Annotated in this window: 23 protein-coding genes and 4 pseudogenes; 24 read left to right on the plus strand and 3 right to left on the minus strand. The window is 28.5% G+C overall.

Features of this window, described 5'->3' with window-relative positions:
• Nucleotides 1-196 precede the first annotated feature (196 nt).
• From PEPCATONIAE_RS08765 to PEPCATONIAE_RS03925, 6 genes and pseudogenes are all read left to right on the plus strand, one after another.
• Nucleotides 197-367 (plus strand): annotated as a pseudogene (locus PEPCATONIAE_RS08765) (conjugal transfer protein); the annotation flags it as partial.
• A 28-nt stretch (nt 368-395) separates the two neighbouring features.
• Nucleotides 396-704 (plus strand): hypothetical protein, encoded by a 309-nt coding sequence (locus PEPCATONIAE_RS03905; RefSeq protein ID WP_004817326.1) that lies wholly within the window; start codon nt 396-398, stop codon nt 702-704.
• A 202-nt stretch (nt 705-906) separates the two neighbouring features.
• Nucleotides 907-1,218 (plus strand): single-stranded DNA-binding protein, encoded by a 312-nt coding sequence (locus tag PEPCATONIAE_RS03910; RefSeq protein WP_094225980.1) that lies wholly within the window; start codon nt 907-909, stop codon nt 1,216-1,218.
• A 1-nt stretch (nt 1,219) separates the two neighbouring features.
• A complete protein-coding gene (locus tag PEPCATONIAE_RS03915; RefSeq protein WP_004825242.1) occupies nt 1,220-1,378 on the plus strand; it encodes a Maff2 family mobile element protein in 159 nt (52 codons plus the stop codon).
• Between the two features lie 117 nt (nt 1,379-1,495).
• Nucleotides 1,496-1,714 carry a helix-turn-helix domain-containing protein gene (locus PEPCATONIAE_RS03920; protein WP_002839984.1) on the plus strand — a complete coding sequence of 73 codons (219 nt, stop codon included), beginning with the start codon at nt 1,496-1,498 and terminating at the stop codon, nt 1,712-1,714.
• Between the two features lie 429 nt (nt 1,715-2,143).
• Nucleotides 2,144-2,638: a hypothetical protein gene (locus PEPCATONIAE_RS03925; RefSeq protein ID WP_138159663.1), complete on the plus strand. Its 495-nt coding sequence runs from the start codon at nt 2,144-2,146 to the stop codon at nt 2,636-2,638.
• Nucleotides 2,639-2,898: 260 nt separating this feature from the next.
• Here the strand turns inward: PEPCATONIAE_RS03925 and PEPCATONIAE_RS03930 are convergent.
• A pseudogene (locus PEPCATONIAE_RS03930) lies at nt 2,899-3,354 on the minus strand (helix-turn-helix domain-containing protein); the annotation flags it as partial.
• 262 nt (nt 3,355-3,616) lie between these two features.
• Between PEPCATONIAE_RS03930 and PEPCATONIAE_RS03935 the strand changes: the two are divergent.
• From PEPCATONIAE_RS03935 to PEPCATONIAE_RS04020, 17 genes are all read left to right on the plus strand, one after another.
• A complete protein-coding gene (locus tag PEPCATONIAE_RS03935) occupies nt 3,617-3,907 on the plus strand; it encodes a DUF3847 domain-containing protein (protein ID WP_138159665.1) in 291 nt (96 codons plus the stop codon).
• Between the two features lie 352 nt (nt 3,908-4,259).
• A complete protein-coding gene (gene mobQ, locus PEPCATONIAE_RS03940; protein WP_138159666.1) occupies nt 4,260-5,894 on the plus strand; it encodes a MobQ family relaxase in 1,635 nt (544 codons plus the stop codon).
• A 73-nt stretch (nt 5,895-5,967) separates the two neighbouring features.
• Entirely contained in the window at nt 5,968-6,141 is a 174-nt protein-coding gene (locus PEPCATONIAE_RS03945; RefSeq protein ID WP_180339346.1) for a hypothetical protein, read from the plus strand.
• A gap of 182 nt (nt 6,142-6,323) precedes the next feature.
• Nucleotides 6,324-6,851, plus strand: a complete 528-nt coding sequence (locus PEPCATONIAE_RS03950) for a PcfB family protein (RefSeq protein ID WP_138159667.1) — start codon at nt 6,324-6,326, stop codon at nt 6,849-6,851.
• Between the two features lie 102 nt (nt 6,852-6,953).
• Complete coding sequence (locus PEPCATONIAE_RS03955) at nt 6,954-7,694, plus strand: phage replisome organizer N-terminal domain-containing protein (RefSeq protein WP_138159668.1); 741 nt, start codon at nt 6,954-6,956, stop codon at nt 7,692-7,694.
• 695 nt (nt 7,695-8,389) lie between these two features.
• Nucleotides 8,390-8,551: a hypothetical protein gene (locus PEPCATONIAE_RS03960; protein ID WP_138159669.1), complete on the plus strand. Its 162-nt coding sequence runs from the start codon at nt 8,390-8,392 to the stop codon at nt 8,549-8,551.
• Nucleotides 8,552-8,648: 97 nt separating this feature from the next.
• A complete protein-coding gene (locus tag PEPCATONIAE_RS03965; RefSeq protein WP_138159670.1) occupies nt 8,649-10,325 on the plus strand; it encodes a recombinase family protein in 1,677 nt (558 codons plus the stop codon).
• Between the two features lie 312 nt (nt 10,326-10,637).
• On the plus strand, nt 10,638-11,225 hold the full coding sequence (locus tag PEPCATONIAE_RS03970; RefSeq protein WP_138159671.1) for a type IV toxin-antitoxin system AbiEi family antitoxin domain-containing protein: 588 nt from the start codon (nt 10,638-10,640) through the stop codon (nt 11,223-11,225).
• On the plus strand, nt 11,222-12,064 hold the full coding sequence (locus PEPCATONIAE_RS03975) for a nucleotidyl transferase AbiEii/AbiGii toxin family protein (protein ID WP_138159672.1): 843 nt from the start codon (nt 11,222-11,224) through the stop codon (nt 12,062-12,064). Before PEPCATONIAE_RS03970 ends, PEPCATONIAE_RS03975 begins: the two co-directional genes overlap by 4 nt.
• A 169-nt stretch (nt 12,065-12,233) precedes the next feature.
• A complete protein-coding gene (locus PEPCATONIAE_RS08665; protein ID WP_246060429.1) occupies nt 12,234-13,415 on the plus strand; it encodes an FRG domain-containing protein in 1,182 nt (393 codons plus the stop codon).
• Between the two features lie 595 nt (nt 13,416-14,010).
• A complete protein-coding gene (locus tag PEPCATONIAE_RS03990; protein ID WP_138159674.1) occupies nt 14,011-14,217 on the plus strand; it encodes a helix-turn-helix domain-containing protein in 207 nt (68 codons plus the stop codon).
• A gap of 22 nt (nt 14,218-14,239) precedes the next feature.
• On the plus strand, nt 14,240-15,868 hold the full coding sequence (locus PEPCATONIAE_RS03995; RefSeq protein ID WP_138159675.1) for an ATP-dependent nuclease: 1,629 nt from the start codon (nt 14,240-14,242) through the stop codon (nt 15,866-15,868).
• Nucleotides 15,858-16,961, plus strand: coding sequence for a UvrD-helicase domain-containing protein (locus PEPCATONIAE_RS04000; protein ID WP_138159676.1), 1,104 nt, complete (start codon nt 15,858-15,860; stop codon nt 16,959-16,961). The genes PEPCATONIAE_RS03995 and PEPCATONIAE_RS04000 overlap by 11 nt, the downstream gene beginning before the upstream one ends.
• 118 nt (nt 16,962-17,079) lie before the next feature.
• Nucleotides 17,080-17,733, plus strand: a complete 654-nt coding sequence (locus PEPCATONIAE_RS04005; protein WP_138159677.1) for a response regulator transcription factor — start codon at nt 17,080-17,082, stop codon at nt 17,731-17,733.
• Entirely contained in the window at nt 17,721-18,593 is an 873-nt protein-coding gene (locus PEPCATONIAE_RS04010; protein ID WP_138159678.1) for a sensor histidine kinase, read from the plus strand. The genes PEPCATONIAE_RS04005 and PEPCATONIAE_RS04010 overlap by 13 nt, the downstream gene beginning before the upstream one ends.
• 88 nt (nt 18,594-18,681) lie before the next feature.
• Nucleotides 18,682-19,359 (plus strand): ABC transporter ATP-binding protein, encoded by a 678-nt coding sequence (locus PEPCATONIAE_RS04015; RefSeq protein WP_138159679.1) that lies wholly within the window; start codon nt 18,682-18,684, stop codon nt 19,357-19,359.
• Nucleotides 19,322-21,823 (plus strand): FtsX-like permease family protein, encoded by a 2,502-nt coding sequence (locus tag PEPCATONIAE_RS04020; protein WP_138159680.1) that lies wholly within the window; start codon nt 19,322-19,324, stop codon nt 21,821-21,823. The genes PEPCATONIAE_RS04015 and PEPCATONIAE_RS04020 overlap by 38 nt, the downstream gene beginning before the upstream one ends.
• Before the next feature lie 50 nt (nt 21,824-21,873).
• Here PEPCATONIAE_RS04020 and PEPCATONIAE_RS08580 read toward each other — a convergent pair.
• Both PEPCATONIAE_RS08580 and PEPCATONIAE_RS04025 read right to left on the minus strand, forming a co-directional pair.
• A pseudogene (locus PEPCATONIAE_RS08580) lies at nt 21,874-21,987 on the minus strand (relaxase); the annotation flags it as partial.
• 24 nt (nt 21,988-22,011) lie between these two features.
• Nucleotides 22,012-22,353: pseudogene (locus PEPCATONIAE_RS04025) on the minus strand (plasmid mobilization protein); the annotation flags it as partial.
• A gap of 824 nt (nt 22,354-23,177) precedes the next feature.
• Between PEPCATONIAE_RS04025 and PEPCATONIAE_RS04030 the strand changes: the two are divergent.
• The gene (locus tag PEPCATONIAE_RS04030; RefSeq protein WP_180339347.1) at nt 23,178-23,315 is read left to right on the plus strand and encodes a hypothetical protein; all 138 of its coding nucleotides are present in this window, start codon (nt 23,178-23,180) and stop codon (nt 23,313-23,315) included.
• The last annotated feature ends 36 nt before the right edge of the window (nt 23,316-23,351 follow it).

Raw genomic sequence — 23,351 nt, forward strand, 5'->3', positions numbered from 1 at the left:
ATATAAAGATTGATAGGATCATTTTTATATTTAAAGGAGCGTTGAAATGATTGATAAAAGCAACAAAAAATTTTGGGATAAATTTGCTAAGTAGTATGCCCATTATATGAAAAAAGATAAAGAGGTTTATGATAAAGTTTGTGAATATCTTAGTCCTCATTTGAATAAAGATATGTAGGTGCTTGAACTTGCTTGTGGAGTAAGACCTTTCTTATATGATAAATTTGATGTTACAAAATATAAGAATTACAAGTTGTTGGAAGATTATGATAATGAAAACTTGTTTGATGTGGAAGAGTATTTAAAGCAAAAAGGGAGGGCGAAGTTGACACCAAATACAAGGATATTTAGGGTATTATATATATGATATAAATTAAGAAAGAGGAGAAAAAACATTGGTTGATTATTTATTCAATTCATCTGGAGAATGGATCTGTTTCAAAGTTAATAAATTTATTTGGGACAAAAATGGAAAATTGATAGGATGGCTTCCGTGGGGAGATAATGAAGTTGTTACAATGAAAGGAGATTATTTAGGGACTATTGTAGATAAGGATAGAATTTATTATTTTACAAATCATCCTTATAGAGGCTATCCAGGTTATCCAGGTTATCCGGGTTATCCAGGCTATCCAGGTTATCCAGGATTTGCTGGATATAAGCCTTTACCATCGGGTGCAAAAGATATAGTTATAAAAAAATAAAAGGATTTGTTTATTTGAAATTGAGAAAGCAGTAAGTCTAATATGATTTGCTGCTTTTTATATCCAACAATTTGAAGGAGGTAAAAATGGTAAGGATAAGAAGTCCTACTTTAAACAATTTAATGTATAAGATATTTAGCGATTGAAATATAAGTTCAGTCGCTTTTTTAATTGAAATTTTTAGATTAAGGAGAAGAAATTAATGGATAGAAAAATGATAAATATTAATGCAAATTTAGTTAAGGAATCTGAATTTTCAGAATTTGAAAAAGATGGAGAAAGTGTTCAAGTAGCAAATTTTGCTCTTGTAAAAAAATATGGAAAGGGCAAAGAATATACAAATTGCTCAGTATATGGAGAAAAGGTAGAAATTGTAAAAGAATTTGGAAAAGGAGATCTAATCCATGTCTTTGGATATTTCAAAGAAAATAAAAAAGGAGATAAGGTCTACAAGAACTTTATTGTTAAATCACTAAACAAAATAGAAAATAAGAAAGAAAACGAGGAGGAATAATATGGAATTTTTTACAGCTGGAGTTGGAGTTTTAAAGACACTTGTAACTGCAATTGGTGCAGGTTTAGGAGCATGGGGAGTTATTAACTTGATGGAAGGTTATGGTAATGATAACCCTGGTGCTAAATCTCAAGGTATTAAGCAATTTATGGCAAAATAGGGACGGAATAACACAACAAATTCTCTAAAACAAAACATTAAATCAATGTAAGATTGAATGAAATCAATATTCATGCTATAATTGAATAAATTTAATGAAGAGAAAAAGAGGGATATTATGGCACTTAACTATAAACCATTATGGATACAGTTAGCGAAAAAAGGATTAAAGAAAACAGATGTAATAGCTATGGCAGGACTAACAACAAATGTTATGGCACAAATGGGCAAGGATAAACCAATTACATTTAAGAATTTAGAAAGAATATGTAAGGCTCTATCTTGCACTCCTAATGATATTATTAGTTTTGAAGATGAATTTGAAAAAGAGATTTAAATTCTTATAGTTCTTTACACTTGATTTACAAGGGATCAAAGAAAATCTTAATAAGGGTTTCTAAAATTTTATTGAAATAATGTATAATTTGTGATAGCTTATTTACAATTTTAGAATTGTAATCTTTATATAGGGTGTTTTTATATCTTGTCAATGATTTTGTAAATATCTTTTAGATTGGAATCCAAAGTTTTGTGAGTAATTTATTTGAGAATTTACAAAACTTCTTAATACATGACCTGTATGTGTATAATGACATTGACAAGAAGACATCTGTGATTATAGATTTTAAATAACTATATAAATTGTAAAAAAGTATAGCACTAATACTAGCAAGAAAATTTATACGAATTTAGTTGACACAACTAAGAAAAATTGCTCCCATTTACGAAATGGTTTATACTTCAAGAGAGGAGGTGAACTAAATTGATGAAAACACTTGGTATGTTAACAATCATCTGCTTAACAGCATCAATTATGATGGTGAATTTTATACTTATTATACCGAAATTTGGCTCGAAGCATTTCGGTGCACCCGATGATATCAAAGCTATGATGAGTAAGTTGCCAGATAAACCGATTTGGGTCAATATATTCGGCGGACTTATCATGGTACTTGGATTGCTAACCATTGCAGCCGTCCTAGTCTGGGCAATTGTTGATACAGTAAAATTTAGTTTAACTTTTCAGCAAGCCTTTGTTAGATTTTTAATACTATTTGAAGGATATAAGCTTTTTGATATTATCTTTTTTGATTATCTCATGCTTACCAAGTTAAAATTGCCGACTAAAGTTTACCCAGAGACGGTTGGTGCTAAGGGGTATGATAATTTTGGATTTAATGCGAAAAGTCAGGTTGCAAAAATTATAATCTTCTTTTTCGTGAGCCTAATTTTGGCATATTTACTGACCGTTTTGGTTTAACTAAAAATTCATAACTTGTAATGTTCAATTCAACTTCTTGGCTATTTATTTTAAGGGTCTGTAGCTTAAAAAGAACCAATTATCAGAAATAGATAGAAGCCATGAACAGTTGTATGAAGATGGGTTAGAGTGAAATATAAACGAAAGAAACTTCAATCTAATGAATGTGAGCATATCTTAAAAACAAGACAAGAACCATTCCTATACAAATATCTATACATGCAAATTCATATAAGATAAAGGCGTATAAAAAAATTAGTTTAATCACTGCAATCACAATTTAAATTGTGGTGGTCGCAAGTCAAATTACGAACTTCACTAGGAAGTTTTCCCTTGTATCTTTTGTAATAAATGGAAAATTTGCTATGGGATGAGTATCCAACAGATTGAGCTATTTCTTTTATAGGAAGTTTGGTATTTAAGAGCAGAGTCTCAGCCACATTCATTCTTTTTCTTTGAGTATATTCTGTAATGCTTTGACCATATTTTTCTTTGAATAGATTTTTTAATTTAGTCCCGCTCATTGTAGATATTTTTTCAAGAGTTTCTTGGTTTACATTCATGGCGAAATGATCATCTAAGAATCTGGCTACATCTTCAAGTGCTTTATTATCATCAGATTCAATTTTATATTTTTTCCTATTTAAGTAGGTATCTATTACTATACTTACCCATTCATTTGCTTTGGCTTTAAAGAAAAAATCACTGAAATGGGCTTTAAAATTGAGTGGGGCTCTAATAATATAAATAAAAATGGCAGAAGAATTTATCTACTAATAGCCTACATCTTTTATCTTTGTGAGAAAAATATGATAAAAAAGATAAACAAAAAGTTATAACATTCCAGATTGGGATTACATGGAAAGAAATATAGAAAACATAAAATTAAAATGGAATATAGCAAATTATAATATTTAAAACGAAAACGATTAGAAATAAAAATCTAGTCGTTTTTTTATTACAAGAAAGGATATAAGTATGAAAAAATTAGAACAAATAAGACAAGAGTCAAAAGAAATAAAAGATAAAATTGATGATACAGAGGAAAGATTAAGGCAACTAAAAAATCAAGAAAAGAAGATATTAAAACAAGACATAGAAAAAAGAAGAAAAGAAAGAACTCATAGGCTAATAACAAGAGGAGCAATTTTAGAAAGCCTTATAGAAAATGCAGAAGAACTAACAGATGAAGAAATAAAAATCCTACTAGAAGAAGCAACAAAGACAAAAGAATTTAAAGAAACACTAAAAATAATGAGAGAAAATTAAGAAAAATAAAATAACCAAATCTCCCTTAGATTTCTAAGGGCGCAATTATACACCCTAAAGGGTGCTTGCGTCCTGCGGAGCCAAACCCTTGCAGAGACCAATAACCATTCGCTTTTTAAAAGTCAAGGGTAAATAAACTCGCTAACGCTCGCCCTTGACTTTTAAAATTTGAAATGAAAGTAACAATTAAGCCGACTAACTGCCTGTACCCGTAAGGGTGAAACAACAAAAATTAATTCAGTAGTCGGCTTTTTTTAATTCTATCATTTCAAAACGCTCATTCACAAAGAGGATATAAAAAATCTATTAAGCCTCCACCTAAAACAACAAAAAAAGAAAGGAAGTGATAAAAATGGCAGACAGTCTTCATTTTTCAGTAAACATAATATCAAGAGGAAAAGGAAAAAGTGCAGTAGCAAGTGCAGCATATATAAGTGGAGAAAAAATAAAAAATGAATGGGACGGAGTAACCCATGACTATACAAAAAAACAAGGAGTAATAAGCAAAGAAATATATTTACCAGATCACGCACCAGAAGAATATAAAGACCGAAAAACCTTGTGGAACTCGGTAGAACTATTTGAGAAAAACTCTAATGCCCAACTTGCAAGAAACTTTATCATATCTTTACCAAAAGAATTAAGCATAGAAGAAAATAAAAAGATGATAGAAGAATATATTCAAAACAATTTTGTAAAAGAGGGAATGATAGTAGACCTAGCAATTCATGATGAAAGTAAAGAGGGAAATCAAAACATTCACGCTCATATAATGACCATAGTAAGACCAATAAATGAAGATGGAACATGGGGGCAAAAAAGTAAAAAAGAATATATCCTAGATGAAAAAGGAGAAAAAGTATTAAACAAAAATGGAAAACCAAAGACAAGAAAAGTAGAACTAACAAGCTGGAATGATAAAGGCAATGTAGAAAAATGGAGAGAAAGTTTTTCTAATCTTTGCAATGAATATCTAGCAAAGAATGATATAGAAAAAAGAGTAGACCATAGGAGTTTTAAAAGACAAGGCATAAAACAAATACCGACAATACATCTAGGAGCAAGTGCTAGTGCAATGGAAAGAAAGGGAATAAGAACTGAAAAAGGAGATATAAATCGTGAAATAAAAAAACAGAATGAACTATTAAAAAACATAGGCAATGAAATAAAGAAAATAACATCATGGTTAGCAGGCTTCAGAGATAAGCTAAAAGAATCATACAAGGAATATAAAGATCAAAGTAAAAAGCAAATTGAAAATGAATCAGGACTCTTTAACCTCTATGAATATTTAAGCTTTTATCAAGAAATGCAAGAAAATAATAGAGCTGACTTATCATTTTATGGTAAAAGAAACAAGGCAATCTATGATCTAAAAAGATATGCAAGTGGAATAAATTATCTAAGAGAAAACAAAATAAAAACCATATCAGACCTACAAGGGCATATAAATAGCCTAAGAAGTAAAAACTCTGAAATATATAAGACCATAAAAGAAAACAGTCAAAAGATAGAAGACCTTAATAAGTGCTTAGCCTATGCAAAGACTGTAAGAAAAACAAAGGCAACCTACCAAGAATATGAAAGCAAGAAAATATTCAAAGAAAGCTTCTACAAGAATAATCAAAAGGAAATAGACCAACATATAAGGGCAAGAACCTTAATTGAAAAAATCAGTGGAAAGAAAAATTTAAGAGAAAAAGAATGGTTAGGAGAAATTAAAAGCTTAGAAGATGAAATCAGTAAATTAAATACAGAGTCAGAAAAGATAAGGGAAAGATACAAGGAAATAAATCATATTAAATATGCAGTAGAAGTAGTAAATAAAGAATATGATATTGACCTATCAATAGAAATTGACAAGGCAATCAAGAGGGGAGAGAAAGAAAGTATCATAGAAAAGATAAAAGAGTATAAGCAAGATAGTGATAAATTTAATGAAAAAAGGAAGACAATTAAAGACTATTACAAAAATCAAGAAAGATAAGACCTGGTAAAAATATCTTATCCAAGCTATAATATGACCAAGAAAATAAAGGCAGATCTAGGAGGTAATAGAGATGAATAAAAGGCAAGAGCTAATAGATGAACTCATAAAAGCAGATCAAGATGGAACATACAAAACCTATAAAAGCACAGAAGAAATAAAAGCAATGAACAATGAAGAAGTGCAGATATTATATTCCAACATGAAAAACTATCTATCAGACAAAAGAACACACATAAACTACTAAAGGTGGAAAGGTATTGTAAGCTATTTAAAAGTATAAAAGGTATAAAGACCTAAGAAATATATAAAAACATCTAAAATAAGCATTCCACCACCAACAACAATAAAATAAAAACAATCAAAGGGAAGTATAGAAAAATTAAAGCCTATACTTCCCTTTTTTAATTCAAACGAAGGAGATAAAACATGATAAACGAAGAAATAAGCAAAGAAGCTGGTCAAGCAGCACAAACCATAATAACATACACAATAAAAGCAGCAAAAGAATCAATCAACTTAGAAAAAGAAATAAGAAAAAAGATGAATGATACTTTAGAAAAAGCAAACGGAAACTTAAAAAGTCTTATGGGCGATGAAATGAAAATGAAAGACCTCTACAAAAGAGGACAACTAGAAAATATAAGCATAGATCAAAGCGACCTCAAAGACTTAAAAAAAGAACTAAACAAACTTGGAATAAATTTTTCAGTAATGAAAAACAAAGAAACCCAAAACTATGAAATATTCTTCCAAGTCAAAGACATAAAAGTAATGGAATATGCCTTTAAGCAAGTCATAGCCAAAGAAAATAAAAAAGAAAAAGAAAGCATCCTAAAACAAATAAAGAAATACAAAGACCAATTCAAGAACAAGGATAAGACAAAAGAGAAAGTCAAAAGAAAAGTAAAAGATAAAGTAAAACCAAGAAAAAAAGATATGACCAGAGAAATCTAAGGGAGTAACGAAAAGTTACACCCTTAAATACCTATAATAACAAGAATTCCGAAAATCGGAAATCAAGAATTTCGATTATCGAAAATCAAGAAAGGAGCAGATATGGCAACAAACAAAAGATATTATTGGATAAAATTAAAAGAAGAATTTTTCACAGACAAAAGGATAAAAAGATTAAGGAGAATATCGGGAGGAGATACCTACACGATAATCTACCTCAAACTTCTACTACTAAGCCTAAAAGATGAGGGCAAACTCTATTATGACGGAGTAGAAAGTGATTTTATAAAAGAGTTAGCACTAACCATAGATGAAACAGACGATGATGTAATGGTTACAGTTAATTATTTAATCAATCAAGGCTTACTAGAAGTTGTAACAGAAAATGATGAATACTATTTAACTGAAATACCAAACTTAATCGGATCAGAAACAGCCTGGGCAGAGAAAAAAAGAAGATACAGACAAAATAAACAGAGGACATTGTCCTTGATGAGTCCAACCCATGTCCGACAAGAGATAGAGATAGAGAAAGATATAGATATAGAGATAGATAAAGAGAGAGAGGGAGAGATAGAAAAAGATAAAAAGTCCACCCCCATTTTTTATGGAGAATTCAAAAATGTAAGGTTAAGCAAAGAAGAATATAAAAACCTTAAAGAAAAATTAAACTCACACACAGAAATAATGATAAATAAACTATCCAGATACATGGAAAGCAGTGGTAAGACCTATCAAAACCACTATGTGACAATCTTAAAATGGTATGAAGAAGATAAAGACAAACTAAGACATCAAGGAGGAAATAAAAAAATGAACTATGATGTAGGAGAATCTTTATAGATAAAAAGAGGTGGAAAGGCATTATTAAAGACTTTAAGTATAAAAAGGTATAAAAGTATGCTAGAGATAATAAAAATGTAAATATGACACTTAAAAGGCGATTAGAAAATTAAAGAAATGCTGGAAGACTTTTAGATGACAGATACCAAGAGGGTCTAATTTTTACTGCTACTTATGCAGTGGGAATTGGACCTTTTTACATAAGCAAATTCTATACAAAATTAGTTACCAAGAAAGACTTCTTTTCACTGTTAAGAATAAGAGGGTAATTTATAGAATTTTGTTTCATCAAGATAAATATTTTCTGATGATCAAATTTTAAAAAGATTAATAACTCTCGATAAATTTAGAACCTTAACAATTGAATAGACCAAGACAAGACGTTAATTATTTTTGGAGCGTAATAACCTATCCGCCAAGATCTTTCTGCTGAATAATTTGGCATAACAAGTATTGCTAAGATAAAAGCAAATGAAGTAGAAAGTGAGCGATAAGTAAGAGTTTGAATATAGGGAGGGATACCCTATCCGCTATGAAGAAAATGAGGATAATGATACTTCTAAGGTTGAAGCCGGCTCATCCGGAATAGAGGCGGAGGTGAGATTCCTATGTTGCTAATCCAAAGCACTTGTCAATGTCGTAAAACTTAATTAAACAAATAATTATTAGATATAAAACTTTAGAGGAGGTATATATTGGACAATGACTGGAATGGATTGGCTGATTTAATAGCAAATCTGATTGCAAAATATGCTGGTGATTTAGATTTAGATAATCTGCCCGATCCAACGCCAGCAAGAAATCAAGAGATGAAAAATAGTTTTGACATGGCAAAAACACAAATTGAGACGGACTAATAAAAGTGTTATAATATACTTGAAATGATAGTCCAAACTTAAATTCAAAAATCAAAGTTTATATATGATATAGAAAAGTTATATTGAGGTTAATGCTATGTCAAAAGAAAAAATAAAAGTATACCTCTATACACGAGTATCTACGTCAATACAGATAGAGGGGTATTCGTTAGAGGCACAAAAATCACGAATGAAAGCTTTTGCTATTTACAACGATTATGAAATTGTTGGAGAGTATGAAGATGCCGGAAAGTCTGGCAAGTCTATTGAAGGTAGAAAACAGTTCAATCGAATGATGGAAGATATAAAATCTGGAAAGGATGGAGTATCTTTTGTTCTTGTGTTTAAGTTATCAAGATTTGCAAGAAATGCCGCTGATGTTCTTTCTACACTTCAGATAATGCAGGATTATGGAGTTAATCTTATCTGCGTTGAAGATGGCATTGATTCATCTAAAGATGCTGGAAAACTAATGATTTCTGTTTTATCAGCTGTGGCTGAAATAGAAAGAGAAAACATCCGTATTCAAACAATGGAAGGTCGCATTCAAAAAGCAAGGGAAGGAAAATGGAATGGTGGCTTTGCTCCATATGGATATAAACTTGAAGATGGCAAGCTGTTTATAAATGAGGAAGAGGCAGTTGCCATAAGAACGATTTTCGACCAGTATGTAAATACTACGATAGGAGCTAATGGGCTATCTAAATACTTAGAGAATCATGGAATTAGAAAAATCCCAAGACAGAATGGTAAGAATCCTTTGTTTGATGCAGGTCTTATAAGAAAGATATTAAAGAATCCCGTATATAATGGGAAAATAGCATTTGGAAGAAGAACTTTAGAAAAAGTTCATGGTACAAGAAATGAATATAAGCAGGTTGAACAAGATGAGTATCTAATATCTGAAGGGATACATGAAGCTATAGTTTCCGATGAAGTTTGGCAAGCTGCTCAGGTTAAGCTAAAATCTCAATCAAAGAAATATGAGCATGTGAATAAAGGAAAAGATACACGCACGCACTTGCTTTCTGGAATTGTAAAATGCCCTATATGTGGAGCGGGAATGTTTGGAAACAAGTGTACCAAGAAAAAGAAAGATGGCACAAAGTATAAAGATTTTTATTACTATGGTTGTAAACATAGGCAGATGATAAGAGGTCATAAGTGTACATTCCGTAAGCAAATTAGAGAAGAATTGTTAGATGATGCTGTTGCAGAGGTAATTGTCAAGATTGTAAGTAATCCGAAATTTGCTTCTATGATGCAAGAAAAAATCAACATGAAGGTGGACACCTCTGAAATAGAAAAAGAAATAGATAATTACCAAAAGGAATTGAGGAAGAGTCATTCTACAAAGTTTAAGCTAATTGAGGAAATAGATAATTTAGATGTTGAAGATAAGCATTATAAGAGAAGAAAACAGGATTTAGACGATAGACTTTATCGCATGTATGACAAAATAGATGAATTAGAATCATCACTAATTGATGCGAAAGCAAAGAAACAGACTATTGAAGCTGAAAAACTCACAGGAGATAACATATATAAGGTTCTGATCTATTTTGATAAACTCTATAAAGTCATGAATGATGTAGAGCGTAGGCAGTTAATTACAGCTTTGATTTCTGAAATTCAAGTTTATGAAGAAAAACAACCTAACGGACAATGGCTAAAATCAATTACTTTCAAGCTCCCAATTATAGATGATGACTTGAATATAAGTTTGGACAATAATGAACAAGTTGAGACGGTAGTGTTGATACAAAAGATGTAAACTTAGAAATCCTGCATTTTAAGCAGTTTTATAAGTATTTTGTCTTTGATAAAGATGAAGAAGGATATGTAAAAAAGATTCAAAAAAACTACATGGACGTAAGAGTAGTTCTGCAACTAGTATGAGGAAACACAAAAAATATAATTAACTCATTTTGTACTTTCTATAAGAGTAGCTTAAAAGGCTGCTCTTTTTTATTGAAGGGAGTAAGGATTCGTTACATCCTTCTCAAAATATAAATTACTCATAGCCCAGCTTTACATATTCGCTTTTATAACATATAATAAAAGCGTAAACGAGAGGAGGCGGACTATGGATACACTTAAAAATTATATACAAGAAAATTTAGTAATCACCAACAAAGAAGCAGAAGAACTTGGATATACTAGGCATAATCTATCAGAATTAACAAAAATCGGACAATTGGAAAGATTAAGACCAGGTCTATATCAATTAAAAGGAAAAGTAATAGACGATTTTATTCTAATATCATCCAATAGTAATCGAATTATATTTTCCCATCAAACAGCCCTATACCTCCACGACCTATCCGATAGGACTCCAAATGTATTTCATATATCTGTACCCCAAGGCTACAATGCCAGCCATATCAAAAAGAGGTACGAAGATCTACAAGTTCACTATGTAAAAAAAGATTTATACGAAATAGGAAAGACAGAAATAAAATCACCGCAAGGCAATCTCATACCAGTTTATGATATAGATCGAACAATTTGTGACATCATAATCGACAGAGAAAAAATAGATAAGCAAATTTTTACAGAAGCTGTTAAAAGATACTTTAAATCACCAAATAAAAATCTAAGACGACTCATAAAATACAGTAGACTATTTAAAATAGAAGATGAAATTAGAAAATATATGGAGGTATTATTGTGATTAATATCGAGAGTATAAAGGGCAAGATAAGAAGCATGGCAGAGAAGAAAAATCTAAAGTCGCAAGAAGTTTTGCAAATATATTTTTTCGAAAGATTTTTAGAAAGGCTATCTAAATCACCATACAAAAATAATTTTGTAATAAAGGGAGGCTTCCTAATATCATCTCTAATTGGCATTGAAAATAGAACAACTATGGACATGGACACAACCATTAAAGGCATAGCCCTAAAAGAAGAGAAAATAAAAGAAATCGTAGAAGAAATTATAAATATCAATGTAGAAGATGGAATAATATTTGAAATAAAAGACATCTCTTATATTAGAGAAGATGACGAGTACGAGAACTTTAGAATTTCACTAATAGCAAATGTTGGAAAGACCAAAAACCCGATGAAACTAGACCTAACAACAGGAGATGCAATAACACCAAGGGAAATAGAATATACCTATCCCTGTATTTTTAGCAAAGAAAATATAAAAATAATGGCATATCCATTAGAAACAATTGTAGCTGAAAAATATGAAACCATAATCAGAAGAAATATAACAACAACACGAATGAGAGACTTTTACGACCTCTACACCCTCTACAAACTAAAAAAAGATGATATAGACTATAAAATTTTAAAAGAAGCAATAGAGAGAACCTCAAAGAAAAGAGGAAGCCAGGAGATGATGAAAGACTATAAGGAAATAATCGAGGACATAAAAGAAGATTCATACCTAAGATCCTTGTGGGAAGTATATCTCAGTGAAAATAAATACATTGGAGATTTGACCTTTGATAAAGTGGCTGATGTAGTGACAACTTTATCAAATAGGATTAATGAGATGTAATTTAACAGACACTGTCTGGCAATCATAGACAAGAAAATATTAAGTATGAGAAGTGGAATTAATCTAATTCTTTTTTACCTTTTGATCAGAGTATTTAAAACTAAAAAATTGTATGTCAATTGTTTAGCCTAAGTAGATAATAAAAAAGTGTAAACAATAAGGAGGTAGTATGGAAGTATTAAGAGCTCGCTGTTTATATGATTATATTAAAATTCTTAAAGAAAAAAATTTATTGGATGCATATTTTAGGGGAGAATCTAGGAAATATACAAATATTGCAGCATCATGTTATAGAGATAATTTTAATGACTCAGATAGATCTATAATTGATGAGATGATAGATGAATATTTCTATGAGGTTAGTGCACAATTAAGTGATATTGAAAAGTCAAATTTTATATCTTATTCACAACACCATGGATTGCCTACAAATTTAATAGATATTACAAGTTCAGCTTTAGTAGCTTTATACTTTTCATGTTGTGATAACTTTGAATACACAGGATATATCCATGTATTTAAGAAAAATAATTTCATAAAATTTAGTGATGAAATTTCAGGAAGAAAAATACAATACTTTTATAATGATTTAATCGAACAAAATGAAACAAAAGTTATGTTTTATAATAAATTATTAAAATTTTATAAGAATAATAGAAAAGGATTCATAATTTCATTATCTAATAATTTAAATATGATCAAAGTTTTATTAAAAAAAAGTAAACATAATGCATATACGTCTGAAATAATAAAAGCTGTAGATTGGTATGATAAGGGAATTAAAGAAGGATATATTATGGATAGGCCAAATGAATTAAATCGAAGGCTACTTCAAGTATTTCTTAAAAACAAAAATGAAGAGTTGAATATGTGGAGGGATATTTTTTTCCAATTATCAAAATTAACAAATTATTCATTTGAACTAAAAATACAGAAATTAGAAGATTATGTAATAATATATTTAACAACTTTTATATATTTGTTAATTAAAAAGTATGGTAATAATATTTATGAAGTACCTGATTTTCCAATGATATTATATTACCCTAATATTAATTTTGATAGAATGACATTACAATCTGGTAGATTTATTTATCAAAATATTTTATATTCACCATTTAATATTTTGAATAAACAAGAAAAGAGAGACTATATACAGAAAATAATTCCTGATATTTCCATAGAAATTGAAAATAAAATAGAAATTGTAAAAGATTTAGATTTATTGGGGATAAATAGAAAAAAATTATTTAACGATCCTGATAACATAGCAAAATATGTGTATAAAAAGAGTAAAGTAAGAAAATCAAAATTTGAATTACTAGAAGATTTTTATATAGAAGAGGTATAAGAAATTATTATTTTATATAAATTCTATATTAAACAAAGAAAATATTTAAAATTAAATCAATGTTGGAGTCGAAAACTATACTATAGAAAACTTTAAAGTAAGTAATTTTCAATTATTTATAAAGATGACGATGGAAATTTATATCAATTGTTAATCATATTGCGATAAGATTAAAGACTTAGAAAACCAAAATAGGGAGATTTTGTAACAATCGTCGGAAAGTAAAAACAAGCATTGATAACAACTGGAAGGAACATAAAAATGTTCGTATTTTGTCTTCTAAGCTCTTAAAAGCAAAAGAACAAGTAAAGAGTCAAGACAAGGATAAAAAGTCCATATTAGGGCAAATAAAAAGCTTTAAGACATATGATAAAGCTAAATCAAACAAGAAAGACAATAGCAAAGGTGCAGAGAGATAAATATCGGCAGTCTTCGGACTGTCATTATTTTTTTGTTCATTTAAAGTGATTTATCAAATGATTGAAAATAACCGATAGTTAATGTTATAATTAATTAGTACGCAATAACAAACATAAGTATATTTTAAATGTATATATGTACGAGATTAGCTATCAAAAAAAATCTTGGAGGTTATATGGAATTAAGTTATAAAAGGTTGTTTAAAAAACTTATTGATTTAGATATGCAACATAATGAGCTTATGGAAAAAGCAAATGTAAGTAGGAGTACATTTTATAAATTAAAGAATGGTGAGAATGTAACTACTGATGTTTTGCTCAGAATTTGTGATGCATTGGATTGCGACATATCAGAAATTATGGAGTGTATTAAAAATGATTGAAATAATAAACGGAGATTGAAAATTGATAAAAAAAGTTAGGATTAAAAATTTTAAATGTTTTAAAGATTGGTTTGAATTAGACTTAAATGGTGGCATAAATATTTTGGTAGGAAATAATGAAGAAGGTAAATCAACTATACTTGAAGCTATACATTTAGCATTAACTGGTTTTTATAGAGGTAATTATATTAATCGTGAATTATCTCAATATTTATTCAATAGAGAAGCTGTAGATGAATATTTAACAAATATAAATTCCAACAGTCCTTGTGCATTGCCAGAAATTATAATAGAAATATATTTCTCTGATTTAGACGATGCAAATTTGGAGGGTAGTGGTAACGACTTAGGATTAAAAGAGGAAATAGGTTTTACATTTAAAGTATTATTTGATAATTTGTATGAAGATGAATATAAACTATTTATGGAAAAAGGGGAATTAAGCAGTTTACCTATAGAATATTATAAAAGTGAATGGATAGGTTTTAATAGAGAAAATATTACTACTAGAAGCATTCCTTCAAAATCATTTTTAATAGATAATTCATCTTATAAATATAAGGATGGTTCAGATCAATATATTTCTAATATGATAAGAGGAACATTAGATAACGAAGATTTAATTTCAATATCAAAAGCTTTTAGAGAAACAAAAGATGATTTTAGTAAGAATGAAAGTGTAAAAAATATTAATGAAAAATTAAGTAGTTCCAAGTCAAATTTGGGAAAAAAAGTTAGCTTAGGTGTTAATTTAGGAAGTAATTTCAACTGGGAATCAAGTATGATAACAGAATTTGATAGTATTCCATATTCAAATGCTGGTAGAGGACTACAATGCTTATTAAAAACTGAGCTTGCATTAAATAATATTAACACAAATAAAGATAAAATAATTTTAATTGAAGAACCAGAAAACCATTTGTCATATTCTAACATGAATAATTTAATAGATATACTACAAGAAAATAGTACTAAGGAATCTAGTCAAATAATTATTTCAACTCATAGTAGTTTTGTTTTGAATAAATTGGGGTTAGAAAATTTAATACTTTTATCAAACAAAAAAAGCTCTAAAATTACAAATTTAAGTAGTGATACAGAAAAATATTTTAAAGCTATTTCAGGATACGACACATTACGAGTATTATTATGTGATAAAGCTATATTAGTTGAAGGTCCTTCAGACGAACTAATTATACAAAGAGCATATAAAGATAAGTATGGCAAATTACCAATTTTTAATGGTATCGATATAATTTCTGTTGGAACATCTTTTTTAAGATTTTTGGAATTGGGCGAAAAATTAGACTTAAATCTCTATGCAGTTACAGATAATGACGGAAATATAGAAGCTTTAATGAAAAAATACAAAGATTATGAATCAAATGAAAAGATAAAAATATATTATGATGAACAGGTTTATAGTGGAGATATAGATGATTTTAACTACAATACTTTAGAGCCATGTATTTTAAGAGCAAATGATCTAGATACTCTAAATAATATATTTAATACCAAAAAAAAAGATAACGACTCGCTATTAAAGTATATGAAGGAAAATAAAACAAATTGTGCCGTAAGTATATTCGAATCAGAATCGAAAATTCAATATCCAGAATATATAAACAGAGTAATAGAAGATGTTGAATAAATTATATATAGCTGCTGCTGGAGCAGGTAAGACAACATTAATTGTGAAGGATGCTTTAAAAAATAAAGATAAGAAGATTTTGATAACAACATATACAAATGCAAACTGTGATTCTATAAAAAAGAAAATAATTAAAATAAATGGCACAATTCCTAAAAATATTGAAGTTTTAACATGGTTTTCATTTTTACTCAAACATGGATTAAGACCATATCAAGATATAATGTTTAGTCAGAGAATTAATGGAATACTACCTGTCAATGGTAAGAGTACTAAATATATAAAAAGAAATGATCCTAAATATTTTATTAATAAAGAAAATTTAATTTACACAGATAAAATATCTGATGCGATTATATTCATGGAAGAAAAAAACCCGGGTTATATTTTTACTAGGATTTCAAGAATATATAATTTAATATATATTGATGAAGTCCAAGATTTAGCAGGATATGATTTAGATGTTTTAAAATATTTAATTGAGGTTGGTATAAATTTGATTATGGTTGGAGACTATAGACAAGCAACTTATAGTACTCATAATACATCAAAATATAAAAAATATAATAGTGGAAAAATAGTGAACTTCTTTAAGAATGAAAACTCACATTTAAATGTTGAAATTGACGACTCAACTTTAAATTGTTCGCATAGATCTAATCAGAAAATATGTGATTTTGCCTCAAAAATAGCTGATGATAATCTAATAATAAAATCAGCTAGTAAATTCAAAGATAACCATGAAGGAATATTTTTTATACCTAAAGAAGAAGTAGACTTGTACCTTGAAATATATAAGCCTATTCAACTTAGACCTAATAAAAAAACAAAGGTTAATGAAAATTATAGTGTATATAATTTTGGTGACTCTAAAGGTTTGCAATTTGAAAGGGTATTAATTTACCCTACAAATCCAATATTAAAGTGGATAGAAAATCCCGAAAATAAATTGGTTGATTTAAGCAGAGCGGGTTTTTATGTTGCAGTTACAAGAGCTAAACACAGTGTAGCTATTGTGTGTGATAAAAAATTTCTTAATAGAGATAAGATCAAGCCATTTTTATTACCAGAAGATTTCTTTTATAAATTATAAATTAGATATTGGAAACTTAAAAATTACATTAATGTTATCATATTAGCCAATAGTGTTTTTTAATAAAAGTAACAATCTTATAGTGTATTTAAAACTGTAAGCAAGGGAGAGCATTTCATTGAAAAAGATATTAATAATTGAAGATGATAAAAATTTAAATAAAGGACTTTCCATAGCCTTAAATAAAGAATATGAAATTTTTTCTGTAAACACAATTAGTGAAGCTAAAAATTTTATTGATGATGCGGATTTGATTTTACTTGATATGAACTTACCAGATGGAGATGGTCTTGAAATAATAAAATATACCAGAGAAAGTTCATCAATTCCCATTATAGTTTTATCAGCCATAGATCTAGAAGCATATATCATTTCAGCCATAAATTTAGGTGCAGATGATTATTTAACCAAGCCTTTTTCTTTAGGAATATTAGAAGCAAAGATAAAAAGAGCTTTTGAAAAAATAGTTTCTAGTGATTTAAATCTTTATAAGAAAGATGGCATAGACTTCAATTTCAATGAAAATACTTTCTTTGTAGACAATAAAAATATAGATCTCACAAGGACAGAGACAAAAATTTTATACTATCTGATAAAAAATAAGTCTCAAGTTATTACTAAGGAACTACTTTTTGATTTTGTTTGGGGAATAGATGATGAATTTATTGACCAAAATACTCTTAGTGTCAATATTTCCAGAATAAGAAACAAATTAAAACCCTATGACCCAATAGAAACAGTCTTTGGAGTTGGATATAAATGGAATTTTTAATAGGTATTTTAGTAATTATAATTGGAATTCTTTTATATAAATACATAGTCTTGAGAAATGAAATGCGTGAACTCTCAGACTATATTGATAAGGCTTTGGATGGAAATTTAGAAATTAATGAATTTGATGAAAAGGAATTATCTAAAATAAAATCAAAACTTATTAAATTTTTATATGCAAGCCAAGTAAAAGAAGCAAAAATAAATACAGAAAAAAATAAAACAAAAGATTTAATAGCAGATATATCACACCAAACCAAGACACCCATTACCAACCTTTCTTTATACATTAGTCTTTTAGAAGATGATCCGAAAGATGAGTATCTTGAAATTATAAAGTATGAGCTTAATAAACTAGAATTTTTAATTCAAAACCTAGTAAAATCTTCTAGGCTCGAATCCGATATTATTTCCTTGCAAAAACATCAAGTAAATTTAAAAGACATAGTAGATGATGTTTTGAGAGAATTTAAAGCTACATTAGATGAAAAAGACGTAAGCATTAATTTAAAAGACGAAGACTTAATTTTCAAATTGGACGAAAGATGGCTAAAAGAAGCTATCCACAATCTAGTAGATAATGCTATAAAATACTCGCCAAAGGGATCTACTATTAATATTAGGGTTTATAAATCTTACCTAAACTATAATCTAGACATAGAAAATGAGTGCAAAGACTTATCAGAAGAAACTTTGCCAAAGATATTTGAAAGATTTTATAGAGGAAAAAATTCCGTTTCAAAGGATGGTTTGGGTTTAGGCCTTTTTATAGCCAGAGAAATTATAGAAAAGCATGGCGGAAATATAAGAGCGTCTTTGGATAATAATAGAATAAAATTTTCAGTAGATTTCCCCTTGTGAGAAGTCTTTTTTCTTACAAAACTGTAAGAAGTCTTGCAAGTACTTTGTAAGATATGAATGTTATATTAAATGTAAAGAGGTGATAGATATGTTAAAAGTAGAAAATTTAAAAAGATATTATAAAACAAATGACGTGGAAGTAAGAGCTCTTGATGGAGTATCTTTCGATGTGGAAAAAGGAGAATTTATTTCTATAATAGGAGCATCTGGATCCGGTAAATCAACCCTATTACATTTATTAGGAGGACTTGATTATCCTACAAGCGGAAAAGTTTTAATTGATGATACCGACATTTATGCATTGAAAGATGATGAGAGAACTATTTTTAGAAGAAGAAATATTGGTTTTGTCTTTCAAGCATATAATCTCTTGCCCATGCTAAATGTATATGAGAATATAATTATTCCCTTTGGTCTTGATGGGGACAAAGTAGATAAGAAATATGTTGATTCCGTAATAGACATTTTAGAAATAAGTGATCAAAAATATAAAATGCCTAATGAATTATCTGGTGGACAGCAACAAAGAGTTGCTATAGCAAGAGCCTTGGTTACTAAACCCTCTTTAATTCTAGCTGATGAACCCACAGGAAATTTAGATTCAAAATCTTCTTCCCAAGTTGTTTACTTACTAAAAAAGATTAATAAAGAGCTTGGAAATACTATTCTTATGATTACTCACGATGATGCCGTCGCTCAAGCTGCAGAAAAAACTATAAGGATAGAAGATGGAAAGCTGGTGGGAAAAAATGAAAGTCAAAAATAAAGCTTATATAAGGCGTCTTGCAAAAAGTATTTTAAATGCAAATAAAAGTAGGAGAAATATTCTCTTATTAGCAATTGCTTTGACTTCTATACTATTTACAAGTCTGTTTTCCGTAGCCTTAGGTTTAGGAAAAAGCATGGAAACCCAAACGATGAAAACTGTTGGAACAATAAGCCATGGTTCTTTTAAAGATATTTCCGACGAAGATATAGAAATATTAACCCAGGATAAGGATATAAAGGATTTTTCAGTAAGAGAAAAAGTTGGAATTCTTGATGATGAAAAAGTTATGGCAGAACTATCTTATATGGATAAGAAAGGATTTGAATGGTCTCTAATAGAAAAAGTTAAGGGGAAGTTTCCAGAAAAAGAAAACCAAGTATTTATAGATATAGCTACTGCTAAAAAATTAGGTTATAAGGGTGAAATAGGAGAAGAAATAGAAGTTCCTTTTAAAATAGAAAAAGCTTACACAGGAGAGATTATCGAAAAGAAAAGTGATAAATTTATTATATCTGGAACTTTTCAAAATCCTATTGACTCTAATGTCGGTGTAGGTCAAATCTATTTATCAAAAGCTTATGTAGATAAATTATCGATTCCAAAAAATAATAGCGATTTGGGAGTAATGTTAAATAATTCTTTTAAGATAGGAGATAAGCTTTTAAAAATTGCAGAGAGAAATGGTTATAAAGTGGTAGATGAGCCTGGAAATCTATCCGACAAAGAAATAAGAATTGGTGTTAACTTTGCATATATTCTTTCTGGTGATAGTAGTTTTGATTTTAAAACATTTTTACCTTTCTTAGCTTTTTTGATTTTAGTAATTGTAGCGGGATACTTAATAATAAATAATATTTTTAAGATATCCGTAAATGAAGATATTAAACTTCTAGGACTTTTAAAAACAATTGGAATGACAAAGCCACAAATCAAAAGGCTTATTCATCTTGAGTCTTTAGCAGTCGCACTTCCTTCAATAATAATTGGAGATATAATTGGAATTTCTATCGGAAAAATCATTTTAAACAAAATATTTGCAAGTAATGAGATGTTAACGGATGTAAAATTATCACTAACGGTAATGGTCTTAATTATCTTATTTTCGACAGCCTTTACTTTGCTTACAGTATTTTTATCGGTTATGAGACCTGCAAGATATGCAGCAAAAGTTTCTCCAATAGATGCCAGCAGATACAATGAAATCGAGATAAAAAAGAAATATAAAAGCGAGAATATTTCTCTGGGCAAGCTTGCTAGAAGACAAGTGTTTTCCAATAAATTTAGATTCACTTCCATAATTCTTTCTATGAGTTTATCTGCTGTTATTTTGAACAGTGTTTTAACTTATACTGGTAATATTGATCTTGAAAAAGGGATTTCTGATATAATCGTAACGGATTATAATATAGCAAGTCCAAAATATTTCAGATATATGTACTCAGGAAGTGAAGACGGTATTAATGAAAAGTATATCGGTGAAATAGAAAACCATAAAGGATTTAAAAGTGGAGGTGCCTTATATTCATACGGTTATGAGTACACATACCCGGATATAAAAATAGAAGACAATAAAGTTGCTCCAATTCTATTTGGAATAGATGACTATCTAATAAACAAATACAAGATTACAGATGGAGATTTTGATAAAGATAAATGGCAAACTGGAAATTATGTTATTATAGGGGAAAAAATAAGAAATGATTCTGACTATAAAATCGGTGATAATATAAAGATAAATGTAAATAATAAAATTAAAGAAGTCCAAGTTATGGGCAAAGTTGAGCATAATTTTTCAAATGGTCTTAGATACTTTCCTGTGGTTAAGGAAGATAAAAACAATGAGTTAAGTCCTACTTTAGGTTTGGAATATATTTATATGAATCCAAATGAGTACAAAGAACTCATAGGAGATAAAAGTATAATGTCCTATGGATTTGATGTAGAAGATAGTGAAAATGAAAATTTTGATAAGTTATTAAAATCTTTTGAAAATAACCCAGACTTTTCCTACGACTCAAGAGATCTTCAAATAAAGTCTTTTAAAGATTTCAAAAATCTTATAGAGTTTGTTGGTTATAGTTTATCCATAGTACTGTTCTTAATATCAGTACTAAACTTTATAAATATTATTGCTACAGAAATTCTAAGAAATATGGTTAATCTATCAATCCTTGAAGCTATCGGAATGACCAAGCAAAATATTAAGAAATATTTAATCAAAAAGAATTTGATATATTCAATTTCAAGCTTAGTATTTTCTTTTATAGTAATGCTACTTGTAAATAAATTTATTTTGATAGATTTTATGGCAGAAACTAAGTGGACTTCCTATAAATTTGTGATCATGCCACTTATTATTGTAAACTTAGTAAATATAATCATTGGGATAATATTTACAGGTAGGTTCTATGAAAAGCATAGCCAAAACAGTCTTGTAGATAGAATAAGAAGTTTAGAATAAAAATTTATAAATAATTTAAAAAAGCTATAAGTTTATCCGCTTATAGCTTTTTATCTTTCCACTTCTTTTCCATAATAATTTTCATAGTTTTTCCTATAATGAACAAGGTCTGAAAATTGCTCTTTATTCAAAGAATACTCTTGCTTAAGGGTATTCTTTTTTGTAATTGCCATACTAATTACTTTAACTTTTTTTGATCTATTAAGCAGTAGAGAATGGATCTGCCATATTTCTTTTGATAATTTTTCTATCTGTTTATTCATTGATTCAATTTCATTTTTGTAAATAACACCAGTTGTATTAGTAGCTTTTGCAATCTGGTTTATGTTATTTGTTGCATTTGAAAGTAACCATTGAAGATCTCTAAATGGTTCTAGGTCTACAATATAAATTTCTTTTTCTAATACACATTTTCTAAGAAAGTGGGACATTGTTTTGCAATTTGCAAGTTTCATTTTCTTTTCAAATATTTCTTTTTCTTCGTCTGTTAAATATATTTTTAGTTGATTTTTTCTTGTTCTATTATCCATATATTTCTCCTTTATATTTGTATTTTGGGGTCTTAGGGTTCTCCCTAACAAGGTAAAAATCATAAAATTATATAGCCTTATAAGCTATTGATTTTTTGATTTTTTCGTAAGTGGGTACTCACTTACTGTGCTTGCTCATTAAAATTATAAGCTTAAATATATACTAAGCAACTCATCTATTTTTTTACTTTAAGGATTAAAGATTGTATTAAATCACTTATATAGATTTTTTTATTAATCATATACTACAAAATGGTATAAGACTTTTTCAATTCTTCATGATTAATTTTAAAGCATAATACAATAATTTACTGTATGTTTTAATTTTTCGTTTCTTTTATAGTTTAGCTTGAACTATTAAGTAATTCTTAATAGTTGCTTCTTGTTGTATAAATCAGATAGTATTTAGAGAAAGCAGGAATTAAATTAGTAATTTTTAGTAGGTTGAAAATATATTAAATAGTTTATGTAATTGCTATGTATTATTTTAATATCTATTGGTAATTATAATAAAAGAACTAATTTAAAATATAGGATATGAACAAATTTATATCAGTTAAGAGGATTTATGCCTAATAGCATAAGTCCTCTTTTTATGTTCAAATTAATCATTAAAACTCAAAAATACTATGGAAAAATAAAAATTCTGGTTACCAAAGAGGGCAAATTTCACTTTATAAAGTGAGGGGTATTTTGTCATCTTTCTATACAAATCCAAATACTTTGAAGTGTGAAGATTCTTGAAATTGATTATGTGAGATTAGTATATTTCAAATTTAACCCACTAACCAAGATAAAAAAATCAACTTACATAGGAGGTAAAAATGCAAGCAATAAAGATTTATAGTATAAGACTTGCTATGTTATGTAGACTTTATGATCTTAAATTAATTAATGATAAGGAATATACAAAAATTATGAACAGGTTAGAAAATGATTATAAGAAGATGGATAGAAAGTAGTTAACCTTGTGATATAATAACACTGTAGAAAGATAC

The sequence above is a fragment of the Peptoniphilus catoniae genome, assembly GCF_901447155.2.
Taxonomy (GTDB): domain Bacteria; phylum Bacillota; class Clostridia; order Tissierellales; family Peptoniphilaceae; genus Peptoniphilus_E; species Peptoniphilus_E catoniae.